Source organism: Paenibacillus litoralis (assembly GCF_046244365.1).
Lineage (GTDB): Bacteria > Bacillota > Bacilli > Paenibacillales > NBRC-103111 > Paenibacillus_V.
In genome coordinates, this window is record NZ_CP176395.1 from 8640914 (window position 1) to 8666637 (window position 25724).

Below are 25724 nucleotides of genomic sequence, written 5' to 3' on the forward strand. Positions count from 1 at the left end.
AGTGTCTAGTAGAAACGGACCTCGTTTCTTCTATCGCTTGATATCGTTTTAAACCGATGACAATAGGATTCCAGTTCATGAAAAGAAATCGTGTAAAACGACAACCTGTTCACAATCGATTTGGTTGAACCGGGTAATGCGCTAATCTTAGAGAGAAGCGTCCCCAGTTCCTCCTTATCGGCAGATGCTGAAGTCCAGAACTGGATCTTCTCGACATCCGGGTTCCCCGCCTTCATCTCATCGAGGAGTGCCCGCAAGCCGCGTATAAACAAGGATGTTCTCCGGTATTCCTTCCGAATGAACGCTACTTCTACTTGACATATATGCGTATCCTCGTAGTCGTTAGCGCCTGTCCCGTATACGAAGCCTGCCGCGCCGACAATCTCGTATGGCTCTTCGCTGATTGCGAGCACAGCCTTACCTAATAGTAACGGGCTGCCGAGAAAGCTTAGTTTCATGGCGAACTTATACGGTAAATTCAGTTCGTCGTGATGCCGGAGCAGAAACTTGATATACGCATCATAGTCCATTTCTAGCGTGCAAGGCCGAAACTCAAAAAACATTCGTTACGCCTGTGCTCTAAGGGACTCGTTGTCTTTCACGATAAGTCCGAAGCCGCTGCCCTTTTTAGGTTTGTTGCCAAATCCGAGTGGTGGGATCATTTTTTACGCCTCCTATTCCAAATAGAAAAATATGTATCCTTTGTCCTAATTATACCTTGATGAAGTTTTTTAGGGTAGTCTTTATTGTGTGAATTTTGACACAAAACACCGTTTCTTTTCCAATTCCCCCGTCCCGATCATAGCTCTCCTGAGTAAATTTGGCGTACAATTTACATAGATAGGTATTTTCCGACAATGCGGCCAATCTCAATTCCTGCACTTCCGGATGCTCCTTTTCGACCTGGCTTACCCAGAACTGAAGCCCTTTAAGAAAGAGCCGCGTCCCTCTATACGACCGGTCAGAAATAGCCATATCCGCAAAAGCGATCTCTTTATCCTTGAATTCCTGGTCCGGAGTCCCCTGGTAATAAGCCAGCACGCCAACAACCCGGTTATCGGCATCCGTGATTTGCAGCAAATGGCCTTGCGTCATATACGAATACAGCAGACTAATCGTGTCTATGGTTGTAAAGGAAAGATGGAGGTCGTGTTTGTTTTCAAGAACAAATAAGCTGACCTTGGCCAAATCCTCATCACTCGTACAGCGTGTACATAGCGTCGTCATTCGTTCTCCCCTGCCTCTCTCCCAGAGACGTCAAATTCGCTTCTGAAGCGTTTGTTCCAACGTGACAAGGATTTGCGGAAACTCGGATGTGAGTTGACGGAATTGCTCTCGCCTCATGGACAATAGGACCGAAGGACCCGTCGCCCTCACCGTAGCGGTCCGAGGGATGTCCTTGAGCAGAGCGATCTCACCGAAGTGATCGCCGTCCTGCAGAACGGCAACCCGCTTCTCCTCGCCCTCCGGCAGTCGCTTCAGCACTTCAAACTTGCCGCGGACAATGATATAAAACTTGTTTCCTTCCTCTCCCTCGCGAACAACCGCTTCGCCGGCATGGCAAGTTTCCGTTGCAAACAGGGTGGCAATATCCTGAAGCAGCGGAAGCTCGATGCCGCCGAAAAAGGGCAGCTTCGCAAGCCGGTCGACCTCCACGGTGGCATGAAGCCCGTCCTGGGACAGATGGAACCCGTGCTGCTTCTCCCACAGACTGCCGTACAGCCCATTTTGTCGAAGAAGCTCTTGGTGAGTGCCGGATTCCACGATTCGGCCTTCCTTGAACACAAGGATTTTATCGGCATTCACGACCGAGGCTAACCGATGGGTCACGGAAATAATCGTTTGATGCTGACGAAGCTGCTGAATCAATTGGTTGATTTCAGCCTCCGTGACGGGATCCAGTGCAGAAGTCACTTCGTCGAGCAGCAGCAGCTTAGGTTTTCTCAGCAGCGCTCTTGCAATCGCCAGCCGCTGGCGTTCGCCGCCCGAGAGCGATCCTCCTTCATGGTGCACCCAGGTATCGTATCCCGCCGGCCAGCTAGCGATGACATCATGAACGTTCGCCCGCTTCGCCGCCTCCACCATATCCGCGTCCGCAGCCTCATCGCTGTCCAGCAGCAAATTGTCGCGGATCGTTGCGTTAAAAAGAAACGTATCCTGCGTCACCATCGTAGACAGCTTTCGTAAAGAAGCCTCGCTTACGTTGCGCAGATCGTACCCGTCTATGGATACCGCCCCTTGCTTGGGGTCGTAGAAACGGGACAGCAGATGCAGCGCCGTGCTTTTGCCGGAGCCGCTTGGTCCTACGAAAGCCACATAGCTGCCGGCCTTCATGTGCAGGGTAACATCGCGCAGTTGATCGGCTTGCTCGGTATATCCGAAGGTGACCCGCTCCATGCTGATCGAATGAATGGAGGACGGAAGCTCGATGGCGTCAGCCGCTTGCGGAACGTCGGGCCGCTGCTCGAATATTTCTCCAACGCGCCTGAAGCTGACGCCGGATTCTATGAGGCCGGGAATCAGGAACGATAGATTGGAGCCTGCCTGACCGACGCTCATGAACAAAGTAAAGAAAGCCATAAAGCCGCCGACCGTCATTTCGTCTTGGAAAATCAAATAGCCCCCGAAGCCGATCATGACGCCGTTCAGGATCAGCAATGCCGTTAATGGCAGTCTCTCCATCAAGGAGTTCGTCATGTGCAGCTTCATCCCGAAAGTAAACAGTTCGTGAATCTGCTTGCGGGCCCGCTCTCTGAACCTCGTCTGCTGATTCAAGCCTTTTATGGTTTTGTGCCCCTTGACCATCTCGTCGATCGTATTGGAGAAGCGCTCCTGGGCTTCTTTAAAATTCACATTGGCGGTTTCCGCGCGGCCTTGAAGCAGCCTGGGTCCTACAAGCATCAACGCGGAGCCTGCCAGGACGGCAAGCGTGAGCTTCCACTCGATGGCAAACAGCATAGATAGGCCAAGCAAAACGCCCAGCGTCTCCTTCAGAAAAGAGGGAAACGACATGCGAATCACTCTCTCCATGGAAGCCATGTCGCCCGCGAAACGCGTAACCAGATCGCCGACTCTGTAGCGCTGGTAGAAGGGAAACGACTGCAGCTGCAGATGGGCAAACAGCTCCGTCCTCAGCTTCCGGATGACTTCTCCGCTTAGCTTGCTTAGCGTATAATCGCCAAGCGCGCTTGCAAAAATATTGAATAATCCGCCGCCGAGCAAAATACTCAAAATGATGATAAACACTTGAAAGTCTTTGGGCGTGAAAGCCTCGTCCACCAAGTATTTCAAGCTCAAAGGAGCTGCCACCGCATAAGCGACCTCGACGAATATACTAAACAGAAATAGGCCGCTCAGAAGTTTATAGGAAAAAAATTGGCGCAGCATGGTCCGTACGAAGCTCAATGATATCGCCGCCTTCCAGTACCAATAGATTACCTCAGTTTCTATATGATGTAAACGGCACTGGAAGCGAACAGATGTGTAGAAAAGGCAGTCTCCGTCTTATGTCACAGAATCTCTTCTCTCCCCGTCTTGTATGTACAGATCGCAACAAGGAGATGGTTACTGTGAACGCATTAACATGTATTGTCGTCGGAGGCGGCTATGCCGGAATCAACGCCGTCAAGGCCATTCGGACTTCTTTGGGGGAAACCGCGAACGGAAAATCCCTTCGCTTGATTTTGATCGATAAAGAGCCCCATCATCTTCGCAAGGTGTTGATGTTTAAGCCGGCGGCGCAAGAAACGGATATCGCCCTTCCGTTGGCGAGCCTCTTTCCCGAAGGCGTTCAACTTGTCCGTGGTACGGTAACGGCAATAGAAGGAACCGAACGGAATCTGCTGTACCGGAACGAGGAAGGCGAGCAGTCGGCCTTGCGCTATGACATTCTTGTCTTGGCGGTAGGCAGTATTATTCGCCATACGGATCCTAAACAGGGCGGAATCGCTCTGACCGGCCTGGAGGCGGCGGCGGCTATCCGCCGGACTTGGCGCGACAACCTGCGGCAAGCGGTTCAAGAAAAGCGTCCGGAAAAGCGGCAGCAATTGCTCACTCTAGCTGTCGCCGGCGCGGGGATCAGCGGGATGGAGACCTCCGCGGAGCTAGCCTATGCCATGCGCAAAGAAGCCAAAAGTCTCGGCCTTGATCCGAAAGCCGTGAAAATATATCTTCTGAACTCGCAGCATGCGCTGTTCCCGGAAGGCCCGTCCAAGATGGGACGCAAGCTGGAACGCGCATTGACGGACTGCGGCGTGACCGTCCTGCATGGGCAAAAGGCTCTGCACGAGCAGGAAGGCAGGCTGACCTTGTCCGGCGGCCGCATTCTTCCGGTCGGTCTATGCGTTTGGACGCTCGGCCTGCTGCCGAATCCCATGCTGCCAAGCCTCGGTCTACCGGTAACGTCGGAAGGGCAGCTTGTCGTGGATGCCTCCTATCGCGTAGCAGGCACTTCCGGCATATACAGTATCGGGGACTGCGCTCGCATCGTAGATCCGGTCAGCGGTCAAGCCGACCGGATGACGTGCAAAGAAGCAACCGCCCAAGCCGCCAGACTGGGCAAGGTCATAGCCGCGGATTTGCAGGGAGTCGCCGCGCCTTCTCATAAAAGCTATATGGATTTCTTTTGTATCGGACTGGGGCCGCAGAGAGGAATGGTATGGACGCGGCAATGGGGGCTGAATATCATTTTGACGGGCAAGATCGGTTGGAAAATCCGGCAGCTGACATGGAACATGGCGAGCTTGATCAAATAAGAGAAAACCCGCATTAGCCTTATGAAGGGCTAAGCGGGTCTTCTTTTTCACGAGAGCTAGCCGCCCTCGCGGGCAGTATGCCGCACGTCATCGTTTTGTTTGGATAGCAATAGGTTCATCAGGATGGCGGTCAACGAGCCGGATACGATGCCGTTTTGCAGAAGCATTTTGGCGAAATCCGGCAGCTGGTCGAACATTTGCGGCAGCGTGGCCGAACCCAGGCCCACAGCGATGCTGCACGCGGCGATCAACAGATTGTCATCCTTGCGCAGATCGACTTCGGATAGAATCGAGATGCCGGAGGCCGCAACCGAACCGAACATGACGATCATAGCGCCGCCAAGCACGGCGTTAGGGATGACGGTAGTCAAGGCTGCCAGCTTCGGCAGCAAGCCCAGTATGACCATAATGCCGCCGGCGGCAAAAATGACATCCCGCGATTTCACGCGAGTCAGCGAGATCAATCCGACATTTTGGGAGAACGCCGTATAGGGAAATGCGTTGAAAATGCCGCCCAGCATGATCGCGACGCCTTCCGAACGCAGACCGTTCACGATCTGCTTCTGTTCGACCTTCTGATCCGTCGCCTTCCCGACCGCAAAGTAAACGCCGGTGGATTCCACCATACTGACCAAATTGACGATAATCATCGTAATGACGGCCGTTACGCTGATTGCGGGAGTGCCGAAATAGAAAGGCTGCGCAACGCTAACCCATGAAGCGTCGGCAACGGAAGAGAAATGAACGATGTCCATGAAATACCCGGCCAGCGTTCCGGCGGCCAGTCCGACGAGGACGGAGATGGCGCGCAAAAATCCTTTGGCCAGCCGGTTAACGGCCAATATCACGATAAGCGTGCCGAATGCGAGCAGCAAATTGCGCGGCTCGCCGAAATCCGCGCTGCCTTGACCGCCTGCCGCATTGTTCATTGCGACGGGAATCAGGGACAGCCCGATGATCGTTACGACGGAGCCAGTTACGATGGTCGGGAAAAACTTCAATATTTTACCGTACAAAGGCGCTGCCAGAACGACGAATAACCCGGACAAAATGATGGCTCCGTAAGCCGTCGCCAAATTCGATGCGGTGGCAATCGCGATAATCGGACCGACCGCCGTGAACGTACATCCCAGAATGACAGGCAGCCTGCTGCCGAAATATTTGCCGCCCCACACTTGCAGGATCGTGGCGAGTCCGCACGTAAACAAATCGGCCGCAATCAGGTACGCCATCTGCGCTTCGCTCAGCTTGAGCGCTCCCCCGACGATCAGCGGTACGATGACCGCACCCGCATACATCGCCAGCACGTGCTGGAAGCCTAACGTAAAAACCCGTTGTTTGCTTAGCATCCTATACGTTCTCCTTGAGCTGAGGAACGGCGCTCGCGTCTTCTACGAAGTGAATTTCGCCGGGCGACATCGAGGCGATCCGGGCCAAGGAATGGACGCGAACCCCCATTTCCTCCAGTAAGCCGCGGCCTTCCTGAAAGCTTTTCTCGATGACGCAGCCTACGCCCACAAGCTCCGCTCCCGCTTCCTTCACGATATTGACCAGCCCTACGAGCGCTGCGCCGGTAGCGAGGAAATCGTCCACGATCAGCACTTTATCGTTCGGCCCCAAATATTTTTGAGAAATGCTGACTTGGTAAGTCTCTTGGCGGGTAAAGGAATGTACGGGAGCCGAATACACCTGCTCGGAGAGCGTGACGGCTTTCTTTTTCTTGGCATAGACGAAAGGGATATCCAGCGCAATCCCCGTGGCCATCGCGAACTGAATGCCGCTCGCCTCGATCGTCAACACTTTGGTAACGGGCTTGCCCTCGAAAATGCGGCCGAATTCCCGCCCGATTTCCATCGCCAGCCGCGTATCCACCTGATGGTTCAAAAACGAATCCACCTTCAGCACCTTATCCGACAAAATCAATCCCTCTTGCCGTATGCGTTCCTCGAGTACTTTCATGTTCTGCCGCTCCTTCTCTGCATAAGCAAAAAGGACAAACTCCTTGAGCGGTTTCTCTCAAGTGAAGCTTGTCCCCGGGACTTTATCCCTTATGGTGTACGCGATACGACCCTTCTCCCCCGGTGCGGGGAAACGGATTCCGAGACACGCGCGCTCTCACTCATAGTCGGACAATTTACGATGGTCATCCGGTAGAAACTTATGGGCCGTATCCCCAAAATTATATGAGTCATATGAATTTACTTCTTGTAATGGTACACATTCGGCGCCGTCGTTTCAAGAGGGAAATATTATAATTCGACAAAATTCGCCACCGGCTGTGAACGGCGGTTTCGTTTAGAATGTTTTTCCCGTATCCTTACGCTTACGATTCAAACAAGTCCACTCGTTCTCTTTTCTCGTTCCTTTTAAATTGCGTGGGCGATTCCCCCATCGTTCTTGTGAAAAGAATGGTAAAATAATTCGCGTTCTCATAGCCCAAAAAGGTAGCAACTTCCCCCACTTTCATATCCGTGTTAACCAAAAGGCGTTTGGCCTCACCCATACGTCTATATAACATATAGTTAATGGGCGAATCATTGTACTTTTTCTTAAATACATGCGAGAGATAATAAGCATTCCTGTGAAAGTTATCGGCCATGTCCTTTAAGGTAACATGTCTTAAATAATTCTGGTCCAAATACTCCTTGATCTGAACAGCCAACGCGTTCGGGTCTTTTCTGCTTACCCCTAGATCCGGCTGAACCATTCGTTGGATCAACGTAATCAATGCAATAAGCAAGCTCTCGCAAATGAGCGTATGGCCTTTGCCTTGCACGACGGATTCTTCATACATGAAAGAGAAAATCCCGCTGATTTTATCCGCATATTGCTTAGTTTTTATATACGGCGTCGCACCTTCCGGAATGATACGGCGACCGCTTATCCCCGCTATTTTAACGTTAGCTACCCCGCAATAGTACATGTCCAACGGACATATGGCCGACGAGCACTCTTCATGCAGAATCCCTTGGTTATATATTAGCAAATCTCCTTGTTGGACGGCATACGGCCGCCCATCGATCTTAATCATGCCCTCTCCATTCGAAATATAAATCATTTCGCTCAAATCTTCATGCGCGTGACTCGGAAAGCTCCATTTGGGATTTCCGCTAATCTTGCCTATATAAACTAATGTAGGGGATGTTTCCATTCTTATTGTCCCCATCAGCATCACCTTTTCCCGCTGTTTACTGGATAAAACGACGAATAGGAACCCGTTCCATTATACCGCTATCCGGAGAAGCCGCTCAAACCTAGAGCAAGATATATAACATTTTGAAAGAGAAAAACCAAGATGCTTCATTGTGTTGTCGAGGTTCGTCTTTTATTATTAACCTACATTTCGAATCTTAGCGTGTGAGGAAAGGTTGACATCTGCAGCATGAGTGTAACTCAAAGCATCAAGAGGAACCAAGCAACCAAAGAAGCGTTTCCCATCTCCATCCTGTCTCTTACGGTAGGCGCTTTTGCAATCGGCATGACTGAATTTGTCATCATGGGCCTTCTGCCCAATGTGGCCGATGATTTGCATGTCAGCATTTCAACCGCAGGGCAGCTTATTACGATGTACGCTCTTGGGGTAGCCGTCGGCGCTCCCATACTGACGATTCTCACCCAGCGCATCCCGCAGAAGAGACTGCTATGTCTGCTTATGGTTCTATTTATTCTAGGCAATGGAATCTCCGTGTTCGCTCCGAATTACGCCGTCTTGATGGGGGCCCGCATCATTACGGCATTGACTCACGGGACATTTTTTGGCGTTGGGGCGGTCATCGCCGCCACTCTCGTACGCCCAAATAAACGTGCCGGGGCCGTGTCCATTATGATGGCCGGTTTAACCATTGCGAATATCGTCGGTGTTCCTCTGGGGACGTTTATAGGACAACATATGGGGTGGCGTGCTTCATTCGCCGCGATTGCCGTCATGGGGGTCGTGGCGCTGATCGGCATACTTATCTTCATTCCGCATATCCGGCAAGACAAACCGGCCGGCATAGCCCAGCAGATTAGCGCTCTGATCCGGCCTAAGCTGCTCCTATACTTGCTAATCGGAGCTCTGGGCAACGCCGGATTGTTTGCCGTATTTACTTATATTGCTCCGCTTCTCGTGCAAGTGACCGGGTTCGCCGAACATAGTGTAACTTGGATCCTGGTCTTGTTCGGCTGCGGCGTAACAATCGGCAATATCGTTGGCGGGAAGCTTGCAGACTGGAAGCTGATGCCTTCCATTCTGGGACTATATTTGGCGATATGCGTTATCCTTACCCTCTTTACCTTTACTGTGCACAATCCAGTAACTGCCGTATTGACCATTTTCCTATGGGGCGCCGCTTCCTTTGCGGTGATGCCGGGTCTGCAGGTACGAATTATGAGCCTGGCTAAGAGCGCGCCGGCACTTGCCTCTACATCCAGCCATTCAGCCGGTAATCTAGGAAATGCAGCCGGAGCCTTCATAGGCGGATGGGTCATTACGCATTTAGCCATAACCGCGCTCCCATGGGTCGGCGCTCTGCTTGTAGGGATCGGATTGATTCTAGGAGCCGCATGCTATATGGCGGAACGCAACAAAATATAGCGTTAGCATTGAACATCCAGCCCCGGCTTCGGTTAAGAAGTCGGGGCTGGATGTTGTTGTTATCAATAGCTTACTATATTTGAGAAACCATATAAAAATGAGTAAACTAGAAGTAACGAAGGAGGGGGATCAGCAATGGCCGAACAAACAACAAACATGGAAATAGGAATCAGTACGTTTTTGGAGGCGACGCCCGACCCGGTAACGGGGAAGGTCATCAGCCATGCCGAGCGGCTGCGCCATGCGGTCGAGGAGATTGTGCTGGCCGACCAGGTCGGTCTCGACGTGTATGGAATCGGCGAGCATCACCGAGCCGACTATGCAGGCACCTCGCCCGCCGTCGTACTAGCGGCTGCGGCTTCCATGACGAAGCGCATTAGGCTTACCAGCGCCGTTACCGTGCTGTCCTCGGACGACCCGGTTCGCGTGTATCAAGCGTTCTCCACCCTGGACGGCATTTCGAACGGCCGGGCCGAAATTATGGCGGGCCGCGGTTCGTTCATTGAATCGTTTCCGCTATTCGGCTACAGCCTGGACGATTATGACGAATTGTTCGAAGAGAAGCTGGAGCTGCTCCTTGCGATCCGGTCTTCCGAGAAAGTAAGCTGGCGCGGCGGCCATCGTCCCGCCATCGATAACCTTGGGGTTTATCCCCGCTCCGTTCAGACCCCGCTGCCGGTGTGGATTGCAAGCGGCGGGAATCCGGAGTCGGCTGTCCGGGCCGGCATGCTGGGCCTGCCGATCGCATTCGCCATTATCGGCGGCATGCCCGAGCGGTTCGCTCCGCTTGTCGCTCTCTATAAGCAGGCCGCCGCGCAGGCCGGACACGATCCCGACAAGCTGCAGATTGCGACGCATTCGCACGGTTTCGTCGGTGAAACCACCGAGCAGGCCGCCGATTTATTTTTCCCTTCGACGCAGGCCCAAATGAACGTCATAGGGCGCGAGCGGGGCTGGCCGGCTTACAGCCGCGATGCTTTCGATGCCGCGCGCAGCCTTCGGGGCGCTCTCTATGTCGGCGATCCCGAATTCGTCGCGGAGAAGATTTTGCTGCTGCGCAAAAATTTGGGAGTCACCCGCTTCTTCTTGCACGTGAACGTCGGCACCATGCCGCATCTTGAAGTGATGCGCGCGATCGAGCTGCTCGGCACGAGAGTCGCGCCGATCGTACGCAAGGAGATTGCCCGGCTCGAAGCCTAGGAATAGAGATGACAAATAGAAGCGTGCGATCCGGCTGCGGTCCGCACGCTTCTTTTTTGTTTACACCGGATTACGCTTTACCGCAAACGCCGTAAAAGAACATATGGACCATGCCTTCGAGAAATTTGTCCATATCCCGGCTTTGTTCGGCCATTTCCAATAGCGTTTCATACTGATTCATATACAGTTGAATAAACGCCAAAACGGTCTCGATGGAGACGTCTTCCGATATCTCGCCGCTGATTTTCCCTTCCTCTATGATCCGAACGGTCAAAGGGATCGCTTTCTCCTTATACTGCCCTTCGATATAACGGGTAAGTTCATGGTCATCGATCAATAACTCTTTGATTAAACCGGGTGGGAACTCCCTATACTGTTCTTTCTCCCGAAAGAGGATATACTCGATTTTTTCCTTAAGCGTATGGTCTCCGTTCATATATTCCTCGAAATCGCGGATGGCATTGTCCGTGTAGTTGATAAACACTTCGCGGAGCAGAACCTCTTTGCTTCCGAAATAATTATAGATCGTCACTTGCGAAACGTTAGCCGCCTTGGAAATATCGGCGATCCGAATCCTTTTGGGCCCCGATGTTCGCAGGATGTCCAAGGTGGTTTTCATAATTTTCTCTTTAATCAGCTGGGCCCTTTTCTCAAAACCGTTCATCACCTTCACCCTAACTTCATAGATATGATATAACTTATGAAATTTAATTATAAAAATATTTCATAAAATTATTGACGAGACGACTAATCAAGCATAGTATAACATATGAAATATATTAATAAAAATATTTCATTTCTTCATTTCTGGAGGTGCCTTGATGTTAACCGTTCAACATTTGACGAAGACATTTTCGAACGGGAAAGGAATTTTCGACGTATCCTTTTCGGTTCAGAAAGGCGAGGTTTTCGGTTTTTTGGGACCGAACGGGGCGGGCAAGTCTACGACGATCCGGCATATTATGGGCTTCATGAAGCCGGACAAAGGTTCCGTAACCGTGAACGGGCTGGATACCTGGAAGGATCAAGGAAGCATGCAAGCCTGCATCGGGTACCTGCCGGGAGAAATATCGTTTATCGAAGGGATGACGGGCAAGACGTTCCTCGATTTCATGGCCGACATGCAGGGAATGAAAGACCTGTCCAAGCGGGCCCGCTTGATCGATCGGCTGCAATTCGACGTTCATACGCCTATCCGCAAAATGTCCAAAGGCATGAAGCAAAAAGTAGGGATCGTGGCGGCGTTCATGCATGATCCCGATGTGCTGATTTTGGATGAACCGACATCAGGGCTCGACCCGCTTATGCAGAAGGTGTTTATTGAGATCGTACTGGAGGAAAAGGCCCGGGGGAAGACGTTCCTCATGTCGTCGCACAGCTTTCCCGAAATCGAGCGAACCTGCGACCGGGCGGCGATTATCAAGGACGGCGTCATCATTGCCGTTAAGGACATTCACGAGCTGCAGTCCATGCAGCGGAAGCTGTTTGAAGTCACTTTCGAGGATCGGGCCGCGGCGCAAGCCTTCCTGCATGCCGGTTTGCTGGTCGAATCGCAGGACGGGAATCGGGTGAGGGTCGCCGTTCAGGGCAATTACGATAAGTTCGTAGAAGAGACGGCCAAATACAAGGTGCGCAATATCGATATTTTTACCCAGAACCTGGAAGATATCTTCATGAACTATTATGACCGGAAGGGGACGATGAAATGAATGTCACCTTATACAAACAGATGATGAAAGTGAATATGAAAGGCTTCATGAACTACGCCTTCGGGTCTGCGTTCTATATCCTTCTCATGTTCTGGCTATACCCCGGTATCGCCAAAAACGCTAAAGCCATCGACGAGCTGGTCCAATCCATGCCGGCAGGAGTCGGGAGAGCTTTCAGCCTTAACGGCTTCGATAGTGCCGAAGCATTCATTTCGGGGGAATACTACGGATTGATTCTCGTTCTGATCCTCGCGATCGTCTGCGTCCAGTTGGCGACTCAGCTAATGGCCAAATTGGTGGACCAAGGCTCGATGGCCTACTTGTTGTCCACCCCGACGACAAGAGGGAAAGTCGCTTTCACGCAGGCCGCCGTTCTGGCGTCCGGCCTCTTCCTGATCCTAGCGGTCACGACCGCAGCCGGGTTCGCCGGAAGCGCATGGTTTCTGGGCGATGACTATGCATTCGATCCCTCGGCGTTTCTTCAGATGAATGCAGCGGCGTTCTTGCTCTTCTTTGCCGTCGGCGGCATCGCCTTCCTGGTGTCCGCTCTGTCCAATGACGAGAAGAAGGCGATCGGCATTTCCGGATTGATTACGTTCGCGTTCTTCAGCTTGGATCTGATCGGCAAGTTCAGCGAAAAGATCGAGTGGGTTCGAAACCTCACCATCTTTTCCTTATATAAGCCCGGCGACATTGTAAACGGCAGTGCGGATCTGGCTGCACCTTTCATCATTTTGACCGCCATCGGATTCGTTTCGTTCGGCCTGGCCATCGTACTGTTCCGGAGACGCGATTTGCCTTTGTAGCGCTCATTGGAACAAAATAAACCCTGCTCTCTTCGTCAAAGAAGAAAGCAGGGTTTTTGCACATTGTAAATAAAACTTAAAGACCCAGCACACGCCTCTCCTCATCCGTAAACATTCTCGAGCGAGTCAGAAAACGCCGGCCCTCCGGTCCCTCAAGCGAGAACATCCCGCCTCTGCCGGGCACCACGTCGATGATAAGCTGCGTATATTTCCAATAATCGTATTGAGCCTTGCTCATATAAAAGGGTGCGCCGCCTATGTCCCCCAGCCATACGTCGCTGTCGCCGATCAGAAACTCCCCTTGCGCGTAACACATCGGAGAGCTGCCGTCACAGCAGCCGCCGGATTGATGGAACATGACAGGGCCAAACTTGGCCTTTACGGTCTCGATCAACTCAAGAGCGGCATCGGTAGCGACAACCTTGCGCACTTCCGTCGTCATCGTTCGTCTCGTTTAGAAGAAGCCCAGGGCATCTGGACTGTAGCTGACGAGCAAATTTTTCGTTTGCTGGTAGTGCGCGAGCATCATTTTGTGATTTTCGCGGCCGATGCCCGAAGTCTTATAGCCGCCGAAGGCCGCATGAGCGGGATAAGCATGGTAGCAGTTCGTCCATACCCGCCCTGCTTGTATGCCGCGCCCCATCCGGTAAGCCGTGTTCATATCGCGCGTCCATAAGCCGGAGCCAAGCCCATAGAGCGTGTCATTGGCGATTGCCAGCGCTTCCTCCTGATCCTTGAACGTCGTAACGGCGACGACCGGTCCGAAAATCTCCTCCTGGAAAATTCTCATCTTGTTATGTCCCTTTAGAACCGTAGGCTGGATATAATAGCCGTCCGAAATATCCCCTTCCAGCGCCGCTCTATTTCCGCCAATCAGACACTCTGCGCCTTCCTGTGCACCGATGCTGATGTAGCTCATAATTTTCTCGACCTGTTCGGTAGAAGCCTGGGCTCCGATCATCGTTTCCGTATCGAGAGGGTTGCCCTGCTTGATCGCGGAGACCCGCTTCAAGGCCCGTTCCATAAATTGATCATAAATCGATTCCTGAATTAACGCGCGGGACGGGCATGTACAGACTTCCCCCTGGTTGAGGGCGAACATCGCAAAGCCTTCGAGCGCTTTATTGAAGAAGGCGTCATCGCGCGCGATCACATCCTCGAAGAAAAGGTTCGGCGACTTGCCGCCCAGCTCCAAGGTGACCGGTATCAGATTTTGCGACGCATATTGCATAATCAAGCGGCCCGTCGTCGTCTCGCCGGTAAAGGCGATTTTGGAAATCCGGCTGCTCGAGGCAAGCGGCTTGCCGGCTTCCAGTCCGAAGCCGTTGACGATATTGATGACGCCCGGCGGCAGCAAATCTTGAATGAGCTCCATCAGCACCAATATGGATGCCGGCGTTTGCTCGGCGGGCTTCAGGACGACCGCATTTCCGGCGGCAAGCGCGGGAGCCAGCTTCCAGGTGGCCATTAGCAGCGGAAAATTCCACGGTATAATTTGCCCGACGACGCCCAGCGGCTCATTAAAATGATAAGCCACCATATTGTCGTCCAGCTGGCTGAGAGAGCCCTCTTGGGCACGAATGCATCCTGCAAAGTAGCGGAAATGATCGATCGCCAGCGGCAGGTCGGCTGCGAGCGTTTCCCGAACCGGCTTGCCGTTATCCCAGGTTTCCGCAACCGCCAGCATTTCCAAGTTCGCTTCCATTCGGTCGGCGATTTTATTCAAAATGACGGCACGCTCTGCAACCGGCGTGCGGCCCCACGCGTCCTTCGCAGCATGCGCCGCATCCAAAGCCAGCTCGATATCCTCTGAGGTGGAACGCGGAACCTCGCAAAATACGCGGTTATTTACAGGCGACGGATTGTCGAAGTATTGGCCCTTAACAGGCGCAACCCACTGTCCTCCGATAAAGTTTTCGTACCGTTTTGCAAACGTAACCTTTGATCCGTTTTGTCCAGGTTGTGCATAAATCATTTCGCTCAGCCTCCTTAAAATGGATTACGGTATATAGATAAGCAAGAACCGTGCCAACGGATGGAATACCGTCAAATCAGCCTTTTACATAAGTACGATATCTATGCTGTTTCACTCTGATACAAGCGAAGTGTTCCATTTCGGAACATTCTTTCTTGCAGCTCTCCATTAGTAAAACAACTATGGTATGATCGGATTAGGATACCGATTGGGAGGTGTATATTTTGCTATCAGTGGAACATAACTTTCTATCAGAAGCGGCGGCATCTTCTTGGAAGCGCTGTCACGATTTTGGTTTAAAGCCGACTGACCCCATTGACGATGACATCTTAAGCGGAAGCCGTATTCAACCTCTACTAAAGCAGAATGAGCAAACTATACATTACGCGGAGCAAATTTTTGAACACATGCATGCCGGCATCAAACAATCCGGCCAGATGGCGCTGTTGATCGATTCGGAGGGCACCATCATTCACACGTCCGGCGATCCGGATTTCTCCCGGCGGGCGGTAGCGGTTCAGCTGCAAGTAGGCGCCAATTGGGCCGAGAGAAGAAAGGGCACGAATGCAATCGGGGTCACTCTCACGGAGAAGAAGCCCGTACGCGTGCATGCCGAAGAGCATTATTTTAGCTCCAACCACTTCTTGACCTGCGCCTCCGCCCCCGTCTTCAATTCGACAGGAGAGCTGATCGGCGTCATCAATATTAGCGGCAAGCAGGAGCATTACCACGCCTATACGTTCACGCTCGCTTGTATGGCCGCCCTATCCCTGCAGAACAAAATGCTGCTGGAGGAGTCCAAAAAGGAGCATCTCGTTACCCTAAGGGAGCTCGACCACCGCTCGCAAAATCATCCGTTGCCGCTAATCTCCCTTAGTCGGGATAACCGCATCCTTCGCGCCAACCATGCGGCGATCCGTATGGTCGGAAGCGACGCAATCGGCAAGGAGCTTACGAAGCTCGAGGGATTTTCGGTCGAAACGATTCATAATGAACATCAGAAGCTGTGGCAATCCGTCTCCATTCGGAAGCAGGCGGCAAACGCGCCTCGCTTGTATTCGTTCAAGGATATCGTCGGTACCTGTCCGGTGATCCTGCAGAAGAAGGAGCTGGCCCAGAAGGCGGCAGCGACCGACTTTCCCGTCTTACTACTGGGTGAAAGCGGCGTGGGGAAGGAATTGTTCGCACAATCGATTCATACCGCAAGCGCCCGGTCCGCCGAGCCGTTCATCGCACTGAATTGCAGCGCCATTCCGGACAGCCTGATCGAGAGCGAATTGTTCGGGTACGCTCGCGGGGCCTTCACCGGGGCGAACAAGGACGGAAATGCCGGAAAATTCGAAGCCGCGCACAAAGGCACTATTTTTCTGGACGAGATAGGCGATATGCCTCTTCGCGCGCAGGCTGCTTTATTAAGGGTGCTTCAGGAAAGCATTATTACCCCGGTGGGCAGCACGAAAAGCAAAACGATTGATATAAGAGTCATCGCGGCAACGAATAAGAACCTCGCTGCGGAGGTGCAGGCCGGCCGATTCCGCGCCGATCTGTATTACCGGCTGAAGGGCATACACATTACGCTGCCGGCTTTGCGGGAGAGAAGCGATATTTTGACGGTAGCCGTTCATCTGCTACGGAAGCATACTTCGCCGTGCCCGCCGCTGACGGAAGCCGCGCAGAATAAGCTGTTGGCCTACAGTTGGCCGGGCAACATCAGAGAGCTTAACGGCATTCTTATGCAAGCGGTATTCCTGGCCGGCGAACAGCCGATTGACGCGGAGCATTTGTCGTTCGAAGAAAGTGAGGTTATGAAGGCGGAATCCGGCGAAGATCGTCAACTGACTTTGATTGACGCGGAAATTATGGCGATCAAGAAAGCGCTGAAGGCGTCGGGATGGAACCTTAGCAAAGCTGCAGGACAACTGAGGATCGGAAGAACGACTTTATACCGGAAAATCGAGGAGTATGGCATAACGTTATTTTAGAGTAGCAGGAAGCGGACGCAGGTGATTCCCGGAGGACTACGCATGCTTTCGCAGTCCTTTATGGTTGTGAAAAAACGGTTGTGCAGGAGCTATATCTGCACAACCGTTTTGGCTTTGGGGTCGGTTTTTCGAGGTGCCAACCTAGGAGACCAATCCCGCCAGCACCTCGCCCATCCGGTCGAAGTTCTGCTCATTCGCTTCAACGCAGTACGTCTTGGCTTGTTCGAAGTCCGCCGCATTCTTGAATTGCTGACGAAAGATGACCCTGGTACGGCCGTCCAGGTTCTCGAAGGTAGCCGTTACCCGAAACTCGTGGTCGAATAGATGATCAAGCACGATCCGCTCCTGCGGCACGATTTCGGCAAAAACGATATGGTTGGGGTAATCCACGCCATTCGGTCCGTGCATGGTGAACCGCCACGTGCCTCCCGGCCTTATATCAAACTCGTGAAACGTATTCGTGAAGCCTTGCGGCCCCCACCACCGGGCTAACAAATCGGGGGTTGTCCAGGCTTGAAACACGAGCTCCCGCGGGATATCGAACTCGCGTGAAGTGATAATTTCATTTTCACCCGTTGCGGCTGTCATGCTCCTACCTCCCCTCTACCGCCTTGCCCAGCGCATCCAGCAGTTCATTCGTGCCATGTTCCCGTATTTCCGGCGTGTCGTGTCCGTCAAAGAACGCGCCCTGCTCCGTGAAGATCAGCTTCGTGCCGCCCTCCACCGCGATAAGTTCGACCGTTGTGATCGAGACGGAGATGCGCGTGCCGTCCGAATCCAGGGTATACGTATAGACAATGCGCTGCTCTGGAACGAGCTCCTGGTAGCTGGCATCGAAGGTAAAGACCGGCCCTTCCGGCGGCCCGCCGCTGCTGTACTCGCGCCCGCCGACCCGGAATTCGAAGATGTCGGCCTTCGAGAACCACTTGGCTTTGGCAATCGGGTCGGCCCAGGCGTGATAAACCCGCTCCGGCGCAGCGGCATAGGTCCGCTCGACGACGAAGGTGGCATGCTTGACGAATCGTTCGTTCATTGATTTTCCTCCTTAGGTTTCGGTGTTCCGCTCTCATCGGCCAGAAAGTCTCCCAACAAGTCCAAATGTCGCACCCAACTCATTTGCCGCTCAATGACGGGCTTCTCGAACCCCATTTTCATCGCTTGCAGGAGTTCGGTAAAATCTTCAACCGTCACTTGCGCCTTCCCCTGCATAAGCTTGGACACGTGTCCGAGCTGCTCCAATAACTTCTGCTGCATCCTGATCTGCTCCTTGACTCGGCCTATCTGCAGGTTGACGATCTCAAGCGGACTGATTTGCCCGCCGGCCAAGACCGACTTAATCTCCTCCAGAGATAAGCCCAGCTCCTTAAGCGATAAAATCTGGTGCAAGCGCGACAAATCCCATTCGCTGTACAACCTGTGGCCGGACTCCGTCTGGCCGGACGGAGAGAACAAGCCGATTTGATCGTAAAAGCGCAAGGTTCGTACGGTAAGCCCCGTCAGTTTGGCGAGCTCCCCGACCTTCCAAAGTCTCTTCATAACCATCTCCGCTCTTTGACGCTAGCTAAGTACCGGTAGCTTTATTATAAAACCTTACGTTACGTAAGGTGCAAGTAAAATCGTAACATTTTGCCGCGAAATTTTTAGGCGTAGTTCGGGTTATTTTTTGTAAACTTAGAGGAGCAACGAATAAAGGAATAACGCGATTTAAGTCGAATCTACTTTGCATGATGATGCCAATAAAAAATAAAACCGCCCTAATAAATTTAGTCATAATTATATTATTTCTCGGCTTGCTCCTCTGCCTGCGGCTGGCGTGGTCCGAAACGTTTTCTACATCGGGATCCCCTCGAGCGGTCAGCGGCGTATTCGACATGCGCGGTTTGGACTTGGATAAGTCTCCCTCATTCTTTCTGGACGGTCAATGGCAATTCTACCCTGATGAATTCCTTTCCCGTCGGGATATGCAGCCGAAGGAAAACCAATACCGCCATATTCAGGTTCCGGGGGATTGGGGAAGCGTACTGATGAAGGATTCGGGGTCCTCGTACGGGTATGGGACGTACCGGCTGCGCATTCTAATCGATCCGCTGAAGCACCCGGTCACATTCTGGCTTCAAGGCATTCAGGCTTCATCGGAAGTGGAAATAAACGGGGTTGTCACTGGCGGTATCGGCAAGCCTGCCACGAACGCTAATGAATATACACCCCATAACGTGTCTTATACAGCTTCCTACTCTGCAGAAGGGACAACGGAGATTGAACTGCTTATTCGGGCAGCCAACTTCGACGATCCTTACAACGGCGGTCTCCTACGCTCCATTCGCTTTGGCTCTCAGGCGGCAATCGACTACGCGCGCTGGTACTCTATCGGTTTTCAACTGGTAACGTTTATTATTTTGCTGCTTCATGGGTTGTATGCCTTTATCCTATACTTATTCAATCGTCAAGAACGGGCTTTGCTGGTTATGGGGCTGTTAACGATGACGGTCGGCATAGCGGTTTTGATCGGTCATGACAACGTCCTCTTGTTATGGCTGCCGATCAATTATACATGGGCGATAAAGATCAGATTGATTCTCCTCCTGTGGCAGAACCTTTTTATTCTTCTGTTATACAGAAGGTTCGCATCGTCGCCTCCACGAAATGTATGGCTACGGGTGTACACGGCGGTACTTGTTTCCCTATCGGGGCTCTTGCTGGCCGCACCCGCTTCATTCGCAAACGGCGTGATCGATTTAAAAATATTTCTTACCCTCTATTTGATTCCGTTCGCTTGGTTCATTTATTTAGTCGGGACAATGATCTTCAAGAAGCAGGCCGACAAGGATGTCGTCTTCTTGCTGCTTACCGCCGCAGGCATAATATCCAACTTGTTATGGAGCATAGTGGAGTCTGGTATAGACGTGACCACCGTTTATTATCCGATCGATATCATTGCGGCTTTGATAGGCTTCTCCACATATTGGTTTAAGAAATACTTCCGTCATTCCAAGGAAAACACCAAGCTAAACGAACAACTGCAGAGGGCCGATAAGCTCAAGGACCAATTTCTCGCCAATACGTCGCACGAACTTCGAACGCCGCTGCACGGCATTATGAACATCGCTCAGACCGTTGTAACCAAAGAGAAGGAGAAAATGAACGAGAAAAGCGTTAAGGACATGGAGCTGCTTGTCACAATAAGCCGACGCATGTCGCATATGCTTGGCGATCTTCTCGATGTTGCGCGTCTCCAGGAGCAGCGCATTGAGCTGCAGCAAGAGCCCTTGCAGGTTCAATCGATCGTTCCCGGCATAATCGCTATGCTAAGATTTATGATAGATAGCAAACCTATTCAACTAAGCATGGATATTGCGGAATCGATGCCGCCGGTAATGGCTGACGAAAAGAGACTTGTGCAAATTCTGTATAACTTATTGCATAACGCCCTTAAATACACGGAAGAAGGAACCATCTCCGTTTCTGCGGAGACTCGGGACGGACGTGCCGTCATCCATGTTTCCGACACCGGTGTGGGCATGAATGAGGAAACGCAAACGCGAGTTTTTCTCCCTTATGAGCAAGGGGCTTATGGGGTAAGCGATGGGAGAGGAATCGGACTTGGCTTAAGCATTTGCAAGCAGCTGGTAGAGCTGCATGGAGGCGAACTGACCGTTCGCTCCGAGCTGGGGAAGGGCTCCGTCTTCAGCTTTGGACTTCCGTTAGCTAACGTATCGAATCTCCCATTGTCGCAACGCCCGCTTCATCTTCACCAGATAACGGACGGAACTGAAAATGGGACCGCCGGGTTAATCTTTCCGGATACCGCGTTCGGCGAATTGGCGGCCTCCGTACTGATCCCGCCGCTTCTGAACGATGAGAAGGTGAACATTCTTGCCGTCGATGACGACCCCGTCAATCTGAATGTGCTCGTTGGAATCCTTTCGACGGAGCCGTATACCGTCACAACCGTTCATTCCGCTCGCGAAGTGTTGGAATTGCTCGGCACCCAGCAATGGGATCTGCTGATTGCCGATGTCATGATGCCGCATATGTCCGGCTACGAATTAACGCAGAGAGTGAGGGAGCATTACTCCATATCCGAGCTCCCGGTTCTGCTGTTGACCGCGCGCAGCCAGCCTGCCGACATCTATACCGGATTCTTGTCGGGAGCGAGCGATTATGTGACCAAGCCAGTAGACGCTCTGGAACTCAAATACCGAATCCGGGCGTTGACTACGATGAAGCAATCCATAAATGAACGTTTACGCATGGAGGCCGCCTATCTGCAGGCGCAAATTCATCCTCATTTTCTATTCAACACGCTCAATTCCATTATGGCGTTGAGCGATATCGATACGGAGAAGATGCGTAAGCTGGGCGATGCTTTTGCGTCCTTTTTGCGGATTAGCTTTGATTTTCTGAATACGGGGCAACTGGTAGAGCTATCCCATGAATTGCAGCTTGCCGAAGCCTATTTGTACATCGAACAAGAGCGGTTTGAGGACAGGTTGTCCGTCGTATGGGAAGTTGAATCCGATACCAGCTTGCTTCTTCCCCCTCTTACGATCCAGCCGCTGGTTGAAAATGCCGTCAAGCACGGCCTCCTTAGCCGGAACAAAGGCGGTACGGTTCATATTCGGGTTACTCGTCAAGAAAGCTTCACGCTTATTGAAGTAAAGGATAATGGCAAGGGCATGGAACACGAAAAAGTGATTCAACTGCTGAGTCCGACCATGAAGGGGAAGGGCGGCATCGGACTTTCCAATACGAATCGGCGATTGATGCAATTGTACGGACAAGGCTTGTCTATTATTAGTTCGCCCAATGAAGGAACAACCGTGTTGTTTGCCATTCCGAATAATCAACATACAGGGCAGCTATAATTCGATTGCAGAGCTTCAACAACGGGAAGGGGAATTGCCGAAGTTTAGGCGGGCATAGAGCTGCCGCTGTTCAAAACTTTTGACGCCGGCCACAGCACCCTTCCGAATAAAATGCCCAGTAGGCCGATCACGGTAATCACAATGCCGAAATTCAGGAAGGTACGAGCAGGACCGGTGACTTGTACCAGAAGTCCCCCAAGCAGCGGTGCTCCAATCATCACAATCCCCAGGACTGTGCTCTGAATCCCGAACACGCGACCGGTCATATGCGGAGGCGTTTCTTTTTGCAGACAATAGTTGAAGGTGACCATGAACATACCGTTGCCGATGCCCAGCACGAACCCCAGTACCAGTACGGGAAGCGCGGAAACCCCGTTGGGGAGCAGTCCTAGCCCCCCAACGGATACGCCGATCAGCGCATAACCGCTTCCAAACTTCCAGCCGTAACCCGTTGCGTTTTTCATTTTGTTCATCGCTACAATGATGAGTATGGCACCAGCACCAGATGCCGCCACCATCCAGCCAAGCAAAGATTCCTGATCCGGCGCAACCGCCCGGAAGAGGCTGGTGAACTGGAAGTCGATCATCTGGATTGCGAGTGTCCCGGTTAACCCGAACAGCATGGTGATGAGCAGCAGTCGGCTGTGCAGGATGAAGCTCCAGCCTTCTTTCCACAAGGTACGCAGAGGAACCCTTTGCTCAGTCGCAGGCACGGATAGATGCTCCCCCTCCCCCGCATTCCTGCCTCCTCCCGCTTCTGCATTCTTGACGGTAAGCAGCAGCAAATAAGAGCCCGCCCTGAAGCAGGCGCACATCAAAATGCACCACTGCGGCGATAGGAGGGACAAAGCGAACCCGCCTAATAAAGGGCCGGCGATTTTGGATCCCTGGTTCACGATTCCGTTGAGCGAGGTAGCCTGAAGCAGCTGATCCTCCCTGACTATGTTGCGTGTCAACGACTGCTGTGCGGGCACATTTAACGTAGAGATAGCCGCACGCAGCATAAGCAAAGGAAGCAGCCAGAACATATTCGGAGCCAATAACACCAGCAAAGTCAGGACTGCCGTGAGCAGATCGCAAATACGCATCAGCTTCAACTTGTTCAACCGGTCGGCAGCGACACCTGCAACCGAACCGAGCAGGATACTGGGAAGGGCGTTGGCGACCGGAATCAGGGCCAGCATCAGCGGACCGGCCTGCCAGCGATACCCTACAAGCACCTGGATAGCCAATGTATCGAACCAATCGCCAAAGGTTGCTGCGGTATAGGCGCTATATATGCGCATGTATACTTTGTTACGAAGCAGGCTTGCTCCTGCGCGTTGCGAAGCTGTCATTACTCATTCCTCCAAATCACAGTAAGATCGATAGGGCATGATAGTACTGTAGCTGAGAAATGTCAGAGAATGATCAGAGCATGATCAGAAAGGGCCCAGCTCGTTCAGCATTATAGCTTCCAGCGGCCCTAACAGCTTTTTGAGGCCAATCCGCTCCTGTATTTCTTCAAAAATAGCTGTGTATTTTTGCTGCAATTCTTTCTTCGGAGGAAATATGCTGCAATAATGATTAATCCGGTGCAGGGCATACAGCCGCATCGGCACAAAACCGGACCTTTCCATGACTTGGAGCCCCTCGTCCAGGAGATTCTCCGCTTCGCGCCATGCCTGACGCCGCAACGCCCAAAGTCCCTTAACTACCTTGTAGCTGCCGATCTCACGCAGAAAAGGCTTGGTGGCCAAAATCCCGGTTTCAATAGCTTCCGCCATCTTCTCCAGCTCGTGCTCCTCCGCCCCTGCAACCAGGTGCACAAACATCTCCGTAATGGCCGTTTGGGGGATGAAATTCTCATATTTCGGTTCGGCGATCACGGTGTGGCTCACCTTCAAGCGTTCTAGCGCTTTATCAGGCTGTCCTGCCAGCGTATAAAAATCAAGAATGTTCAGAATCTCCATTTCTCTGTGCTGCGCGGGTGACAACAGCTTCTTCTCAAGCACTTGCTCGCAAAGTGCCAGCTTCTGCTTAGGGTTCCCCGTGAAAATGTAGAACAACAGCAGCGAATAGAAGCGTTCTTTCAGTGGAACCTCGCCCGTATTTAGCAGCCATTCCAGATCTCCTTGCACAAAACGCACATAGACGGAATAGAACGGGTCCAGCTCATATCCAAGCACATCCTGTTGGCGTGCGAGAGTCAGCATCGAGCGGCCCTGGCCGTATTGCTGGTATTTCTCGAATACATCCCGCATAGTCTCATGCAGTTCCTGGTCCTGGGTGGAGGGGTTCGCTTCCCCAGCGTTTTTTGGGTTCTGTACAGCCAGGCTATAGCCAACTCCCCGAACCGCCTTAAACTCCAGGCCTGCAAAAGGGTCCAGCTTCTTACGCAGCCTGTATATATGGTCATCCACCGTCCGCTCAACCGGGTATTCCAGCGGCCATACTTTATCCAGTAGCTGTTCCCGGGTGAATGTGCGACCTGCGTTGCGGTAGAGAAATTGCAAAAGAGCGAACTCCTTGGGCAGTAGCACTACCGTTATGCCTTCGGCAGTCACTTTATATTCACTTGGTTGTAATTCCAGTTGCATTCAGGTACCCCTTCTTTCCCATGGACCAGCTTCATGACCTGAGTATACCAGCCAACCTTCGCTGCAGCCATCGATGCGTCAGGGATATGCAGGAGAGATAGAAATAAAGGCAGGCAGCCGATCTCTCGGCGCCCTGCCTTTGGGTATGGGATCGCTATTATAAATCCCTCCAAACATAAAATCCAAGCCACTCGTTTTGAAACACGTCCTTGCCTTCAAGATTGTTTAGCGGGCCGAAGCCAAGCTCGAAATCTTTACTGGTTTCAAAACGATCCGCTGGCAGCAATATGACCGACATTTTTTCCACGCTTTCACCCGGTTTCAACTCGTCCTTCACCTTGGGCGCCAGTCCGCTTGTAGCCTGTGCGCTGGCATCGGTCAGTTGCAGCGTCACTTTTAAACTGTTTACATGGACGGTTTGGGCCGACTCATTCCGGATTCGGTATAATTGATCTCCGCTACCCGAACCGTCGGTCGTATGCCCTACGAATTTGTTGTCAAAAAACGTACCGTCTTTATTGAAACTATACGTTTGGGAGATAGCCTCCGCTGCCTTGCGGGCTGGTGGAATAACTGCTGGACACATATTTGCCTTCAAGCTTCATCACTTGATTTAAGTCAATGACCAGTCATGCTCCCTTCTCGTCCGGCATTCATGCCCGTTCTATACATTTTTTCTGCTTCAATAGGACTTTCCTTTGCCGTCATATGGTGCGGAATTACCCGGCAAACTTGAACCGGCCCGCCGAATACGGCCGACCTATACTTTTCCACATGCTGTTTGGACAAGGGGCGGTTATAGTAACCGGGTACATATTTATTGATCATTTCCTGAAGTACATGGGTGGCTTCATCCAGATCTGTGATCGGTTCCGCTTGTCCAAATATCATTACGCTCATATAAGCCGTATCCGTTTTGGCAGGTACCGGATCCGTAATGGTTCCGTATTCCTCACATACCGTAAAACATACCTCCGGATTATCCTTCATGACCTGATTACGTCTTCCATCTCCAGCTCCATGAAAATAGAGCTTCCCCTCCGTCCATACGTAATTGAGCGGTACAACATAGGGCAGATTCCCATCAGCCAACCCGAGATATCCAATTCTCGCATGGTGAAGGAAACTTTCAATTTTCTCCTGATCCTGGCATTCCCTGATCTTGTAACGAACCGAATCCATTTCAAAATCTCTCCTTCACTCATAAGATATTCGTCCACTCCAATTGTCTTAACTCCGTTATTCTTCTAGAGTGCAACAACGGCCAGATTGCCAATA

At 52.0% G+C, this 25724-nt stretch carries 23 protein-coding genes and 1 riboswitch; of the genes, 7 read left to right on the forward strand and 16 right to left on the reverse strand.

Going from position 1 to position 25724, the window contains the following annotated elements; genetic code table 11:
* Positions 1 to 5: 5 nt before the first annotated feature.
* The 3 genes from ACKGJP_RS36525 to ACKGJP_RS36535 all read right to left on the reverse strand — a co-directional run bounded on the left by ACKGJP_RS36525 (position 6) and on the right by ACKGJP_RS36535 (position 3405).
* Positions 6 to 563, reverse strand: coding sequence for a hypothetical protein (locus ACKGJP_RS36525; RefSeq protein ID WP_409343597.1), 558 nt, complete (start codon positions 561 to 563; stop codon positions 6 to 8).
* Positions 564 to 711: 148 nt separating this feature from the next.
* Positions 712 to 1188 (reverse strand): hypothetical protein, encoded by a 477-nt coding sequence (locus tag ACKGJP_RS36530; RefSeq protein ID WP_409343598.1) that lies wholly within the window; start codon positions 1186 to 1188, stop codon positions 712 to 714.
* A 69-nt stretch (positions 1189 to 1257) separates the two neighbouring features.
* Positions 1258 to 3405 carry an ABC transporter transmembrane domain-containing protein gene (locus ACKGJP_RS36535; protein ID WP_409343599.1) on the reverse strand — a complete coding sequence of 716 codons (2148 nt, stop codon included), beginning with the start codon at positions 3403 to 3405 and terminating at the stop codon, positions 1258 to 1260.
* A gap of 155 nt (positions 3406 to 3560) precedes the next feature.
* Here ACKGJP_RS36535 and ACKGJP_RS36540 point away from each other — a divergent pair, with 155 nt between their 5' ends.
* Positions 3561 to 4754, forward strand: coding sequence for an NAD(P)/FAD-dependent oxidoreductase (locus tag ACKGJP_RS36540; protein ID WP_409347352.1), 1194 nt, complete (start codon positions 3561 to 3563; stop codon positions 4752 to 4754).
* 56 nt (positions 4755 to 4810) lie between these two features.
* Here the strand turns inward: ACKGJP_RS36540 and ACKGJP_RS36545 are convergent, their stop codons facing one another.
* The 3 genes from ACKGJP_RS36545 to ACKGJP_RS36555 all read right to left on the reverse strand — a co-directional run bounded on the left by ACKGJP_RS36545 (position 4811) and on the right by ACKGJP_RS36555 (position 7905).
* Positions 4811 to 6103, reverse strand: coding sequence for a nucleobase:cation symporter-2 family protein (locus tag ACKGJP_RS36545; protein WP_409343600.1), 1293 nt, complete (start codon positions 6101 to 6103; stop codon positions 4811 to 4813).
* Position 6104: 1 nt separating this feature from the next.
* Positions 6105 to 6713, reverse strand: coding sequence for a xanthine phosphoribosyltransferase (locus tag ACKGJP_RS36550; RefSeq protein ID WP_409343601.1), 609 nt, complete (start codon positions 6711 to 6713; stop codon positions 6105 to 6107).
* 143 nt (positions 6714 to 6856) lie between these two features.
* A riboswitch (purine riboswitch) is annotated at positions 6857 to 6961 on the reverse strand.
* A gap of 116 nt (positions 6962 to 7077) precedes the next feature.
* Positions 7078 to 7905 (reverse strand): AraC family transcriptional regulator, encoded by an 828-nt coding sequence (locus tag ACKGJP_RS36555; protein WP_409343602.1) that lies wholly within the window; start codon positions 7903 to 7905, stop codon positions 7078 to 7080.
* A 231-nt stretch (positions 7906 to 8136) separates the two neighbouring features.
* Between ACKGJP_RS36555 and ACKGJP_RS36560 the strand changes: the two genes are divergently transcribed.
* Positions 8137 to 9330, forward strand: a complete 1194-nt coding sequence (locus ACKGJP_RS36560) for an MFS transporter (RefSeq protein ID WP_409343603.1) — start codon at positions 8137 to 8139, stop codon at positions 9328 to 9330.
* Between the two features lie 135 nt (positions 9331 to 9465).
* Complete coding sequence (locus ACKGJP_RS36565; protein WP_409343604.1) at positions 9466 to 10530, forward strand: LLM class flavin-dependent oxidoreductase; 1065 nt, start codon at positions 9466 to 9468, stop codon at positions 10528 to 10530.
* Positions 10531 to 10600: 70 nt separating this feature from the next.
* Here the strand turns inward: ACKGJP_RS36565 and ACKGJP_RS36570 are convergent, their stop codons facing one another.
* Positions 10601 to 11149 (reverse strand): TetR/AcrR family transcriptional regulator, encoded by a 549-nt coding sequence (locus tag ACKGJP_RS36570; protein ID WP_409343605.1) that lies wholly within the window; start codon positions 11147 to 11149, stop codon positions 10601 to 10603.
* 202 nt (positions 11150 to 11351) lie between these two features.
* Between ACKGJP_RS36570 and ACKGJP_RS36575 the strand changes: the two genes are divergently transcribed.
* Positions 11352 to 12239, forward strand: a complete 888-nt coding sequence (locus ACKGJP_RS36575) for an ABC transporter ATP-binding protein (protein WP_409343606.1) — start codon at positions 11352 to 11354, stop codon at positions 12237 to 12239.
* Complete coding sequence (locus ACKGJP_RS36580) at positions 12236 to 13045, forward strand: ABC transporter permease subunit (RefSeq protein WP_409343607.1); 810 nt, start codon at positions 12236 to 12238, stop codon at positions 13043 to 13045. Before ACKGJP_RS36575 ends, ACKGJP_RS36580 begins: the two co-directional genes overlap by 4 nt.
* Positions 13046 to 13121: 76 nt before the next feature.
* On the opposite strand, the gene ACKGJP_RS36585 is transcribed toward ACKGJP_RS36580, so the two are convergent.
* Both ACKGJP_RS36585 and adh read right to left on the reverse strand, forming a co-directional pair.
* Entirely contained in the window at positions 13122 to 13487 is a 366-nt protein-coding gene (locus ACKGJP_RS36585; protein ID WP_409343608.1) for a DUF779 domain-containing protein, read from the reverse strand.
* Between the two features lie 12 nt (positions 13488 to 13499).
* On the reverse strand, positions 13500 to 15020 hold the full coding sequence (adh, locus tag ACKGJP_RS36590; RefSeq protein ID WP_409343609.1) for an aldehyde dehydrogenase: 1521 nt from the start codon (positions 15018 to 15020) through the stop codon (positions 13500 to 13502).
* Between the two features lie 407 nt (positions 15021 to 15427).
* On the opposite strand from adh, the gene ACKGJP_RS36595 reads away from it, so the two are divergent.
* Positions 15428 to 17002 carry a sigma-54-dependent Fis family transcriptional regulator gene (locus ACKGJP_RS36595; protein WP_409343610.1) on the forward strand — a complete coding sequence of 525 codons (1575 nt, stop codon included), beginning with the start codon at positions 15428 to 15430 and terminating at the stop codon, positions 17000 to 17002.
* A 141-nt stretch (positions 17003 to 17143) separates the two neighbouring features.
* Here ACKGJP_RS36595 and ACKGJP_RS36600 read toward each other — a convergent pair whose 3' ends face one another.
* The 3 genes from ACKGJP_RS36600 to ACKGJP_RS36610 are packed head-to-tail and all read right to left on the reverse strand — an operon-like array spanning position 17144 to position 18538.
* Positions 17144 to 17590: an SRPBCC family protein gene (locus ACKGJP_RS36600; protein ID WP_409343611.1), complete on the reverse strand. Its 447-nt coding sequence runs from the start codon at positions 17588 to 17590 to the stop codon at positions 17144 to 17146.
* A gap of 4 nt (positions 17591 to 17594) precedes the next feature.
* A complete protein-coding gene (locus tag ACKGJP_RS36605) occupies positions 17595 to 18035 on the reverse strand; it encodes an SRPBCC family protein (protein WP_409343612.1) in 441 nt (146 codons plus the stop codon).
* Positions 18032 to 18538, reverse strand: a complete 507-nt coding sequence (locus ACKGJP_RS36610) for a MerR family transcriptional regulator (protein WP_409343613.1) — start codon at positions 18536 to 18538, stop codon at positions 18032 to 18034. Before ACKGJP_RS36610 ends, ACKGJP_RS36605 begins: the two co-directional genes overlap by 4 nt.
* Before the next feature lie 191 nt (positions 18539 to 18729).
* On the opposite strand from ACKGJP_RS36610, the gene ACKGJP_RS36615 reads away from it, so the two are divergent.
* On the forward strand, positions 18730 to 21867 hold the full coding sequence (locus ACKGJP_RS36615) for an ATP-binding protein (protein ID WP_409347353.1): 3138 nt from the start codon (positions 18730 to 18732) through the stop codon (positions 21865 to 21867).
* A 44-nt stretch (positions 21868 to 21911) separates the two neighbouring features.
* Here the strand turns inward: ACKGJP_RS36615 and ACKGJP_RS36620 are convergent, their stop codons facing one another.
* From ACKGJP_RS36620 to ACKGJP_RS36635, 4 genes are all read right to left on the reverse strand, one after another.
* On the reverse strand, positions 21912 to 23204 hold the full coding sequence (locus tag ACKGJP_RS36620; protein ID WP_409343614.1) for an MFS transporter: 1293 nt from the start codon (positions 23202 to 23204) through the stop codon (positions 21912 to 21914).
* Positions 23205 to 23288: 84 nt separating this feature from the next.
* Positions 23289 to 24446 (reverse strand): winged helix-turn-helix domain-containing protein, encoded by a 1158-nt coding sequence (locus ACKGJP_RS36625; RefSeq protein ID WP_409343615.1) that lies wholly within the window; start codon positions 24444 to 24446, stop codon positions 23289 to 23291.
* Positions 24447 to 24603: 157 nt separating this feature from the next.
* Positions 24604 to 25044: a hypothetical protein gene (locus tag ACKGJP_RS36630; protein ID WP_409343616.1), complete on the reverse strand. Its 441-nt coding sequence runs from the start codon at positions 25042 to 25044 to the stop codon at positions 24604 to 24606.
* Between the two features lie 20 nt (positions 25045 to 25064).
* Positions 25065 to 25628 carry a pyridoxamine 5'-phosphate oxidase family protein gene (locus tag ACKGJP_RS36635; RefSeq protein WP_409343617.1) on the reverse strand — a complete coding sequence of 188 codons (564 nt, stop codon included), beginning with the start codon at positions 25626 to 25628 and terminating at the stop codon, positions 25065 to 25067.
* Positions 25629 to 25724: the final 96 nt, after the last annotated feature.

What these genes read in the sequence shown, in the direction of transcription:
- ACKGJP_RS36525 (WP_409343597.1), bottom strand. Translation starts at nt 563, where the DNA reads ATGTTTTTTGAGTTTCGGCCTTGCACGCTAGAAATGGACTATGATGCG.
- ACKGJP_RS36540 (WP_409347352.1), top strand. Translation starts at nt 3,561, where the DNA reads ATGGTTACTGTGAACGCATTAACATGTATTGTCGTCGGAGGCGGCTAT.
- ACKGJP_RS36545 (WP_409343600.1), bottom strand. Translation starts at nt 6,103, where the DNA reads ATGCTAAGCAAACAACGGGTTTTTACGTTAGGCTTCCAGCACGTGCTG.
- ACKGJP_RS36550 (WP_409343601.1), bottom strand. Translation starts at nt 6,713, where the DNA reads ATGAAAGTACTCGAGGAACGCATACGGCAAGAGGGATTGATTTTGTCG.
- ACKGJP_RS36555 (WP_409343602.1), bottom strand. Translation starts at nt 7,905, where the DNA reads ATGGAAACATCCCCTACATTAGTTTATATAGGCAAGATTAGCGGAAAT.
- ACKGJP_RS36560 (WP_409343603.1), top strand. Translation starts at nt 8,137, where the DNA reads ATGAGTGTAACTCAAAGCATCAAGAGGAACCAAGCAACCAAAGAAGCG.
- ACKGJP_RS36565 (WP_409343604.1), top strand. Translation starts at nt 9,466, where the DNA reads ATGGCCGAACAAACAACAAACATGGAAATAGGAATCAGTACGTTTTTG.
- ACKGJP_RS36570 (WP_409343605.1), bottom strand. Translation starts at nt 11,149, where the DNA reads ATGAAAACCACCTTGGACATCCTGCGAACATCGGGGCCCAAAAGGATT.
- ACKGJP_RS36575 (WP_409343606.1), top strand. Translation starts at nt 11,352, where the DNA reads ATGTTAACCGTTCAACATTTGACGAAGACATTTTCGAACGGGAAAGGA.
- ACKGJP_RS36580 (WP_409343607.1), top strand. Translation starts at nt 12,236, where the DNA reads ATGAATGTCACCTTATACAAACAGATGATGAAAGTGAATATGAAAGGC.
- ACKGJP_RS36585 (WP_409343608.1), bottom strand. Translation starts at nt 13,487, where the DNA reads ATGACGACGGAAGTGCGCAAGGTTGTCGCTACCGATGCCGCTCTTGAG.
- adh (WP_409343609.1), bottom strand. Translation starts at nt 15,020, where the DNA reads ATGATTTATGCACAACCTGGACAAAACGGATCAAAGGTTACGTTTGCA.
- ACKGJP_RS36595 (WP_409343610.1), top strand. Translation starts at nt 15,428, where the DNA reads ATGCATGCCGGCATCAAACAATCCGGCCAGATGGCGCTGTTGATCGAT.
- ACKGJP_RS36600 (WP_409343611.1), bottom strand. Translation starts at nt 17,590, where the DNA reads ATGACAGCCGCAACGGGTGAAAATGAAATTATCACTTCACGCGAGTTC.
- ACKGJP_RS36605 (WP_409343612.1), bottom strand. Translation starts at nt 18,035, where the DNA reads ATGAACGAACGATTCGTCAAGCATGCCACCTTCGTCGTCGAGCGGACC.
- ACKGJP_RS36610 (WP_409343613.1), bottom strand. Translation starts at nt 18,538, where the DNA reads ATGAAGAGACTTTGGAAGGTCGGGGAGCTCGCCAAACTGACGGGGCTT.
- ACKGJP_RS36615 (WP_409347353.1), top strand. Translation starts at nt 18,730, where the DNA reads ATGATGCCAATAAAAAATAAAACCGCCCTAATAAATTTAGTCATAATT.
- ACKGJP_RS36620 (WP_409343614.1), bottom strand. Translation starts at nt 23,204, where the DNA reads ATGACAGCTTCGCAACGCGCAGGAGCAAGCCTGCTTCGTAACAAAGTA.
- ACKGJP_RS36625 (WP_409343615.1), bottom strand. Translation starts at nt 24,446, where the DNA reads ATGCAACTGGAATTACAACCAAGTGAATATAAAGTGACTGCCGAAGGC.
- ACKGJP_RS36635 (WP_409343617.1), bottom strand. Translation starts at nt 25,628, where the DNA reads ATGGATTCGGTTCGTTACAAGATCAGGGAATGCCAGGATCAGGAGAAA.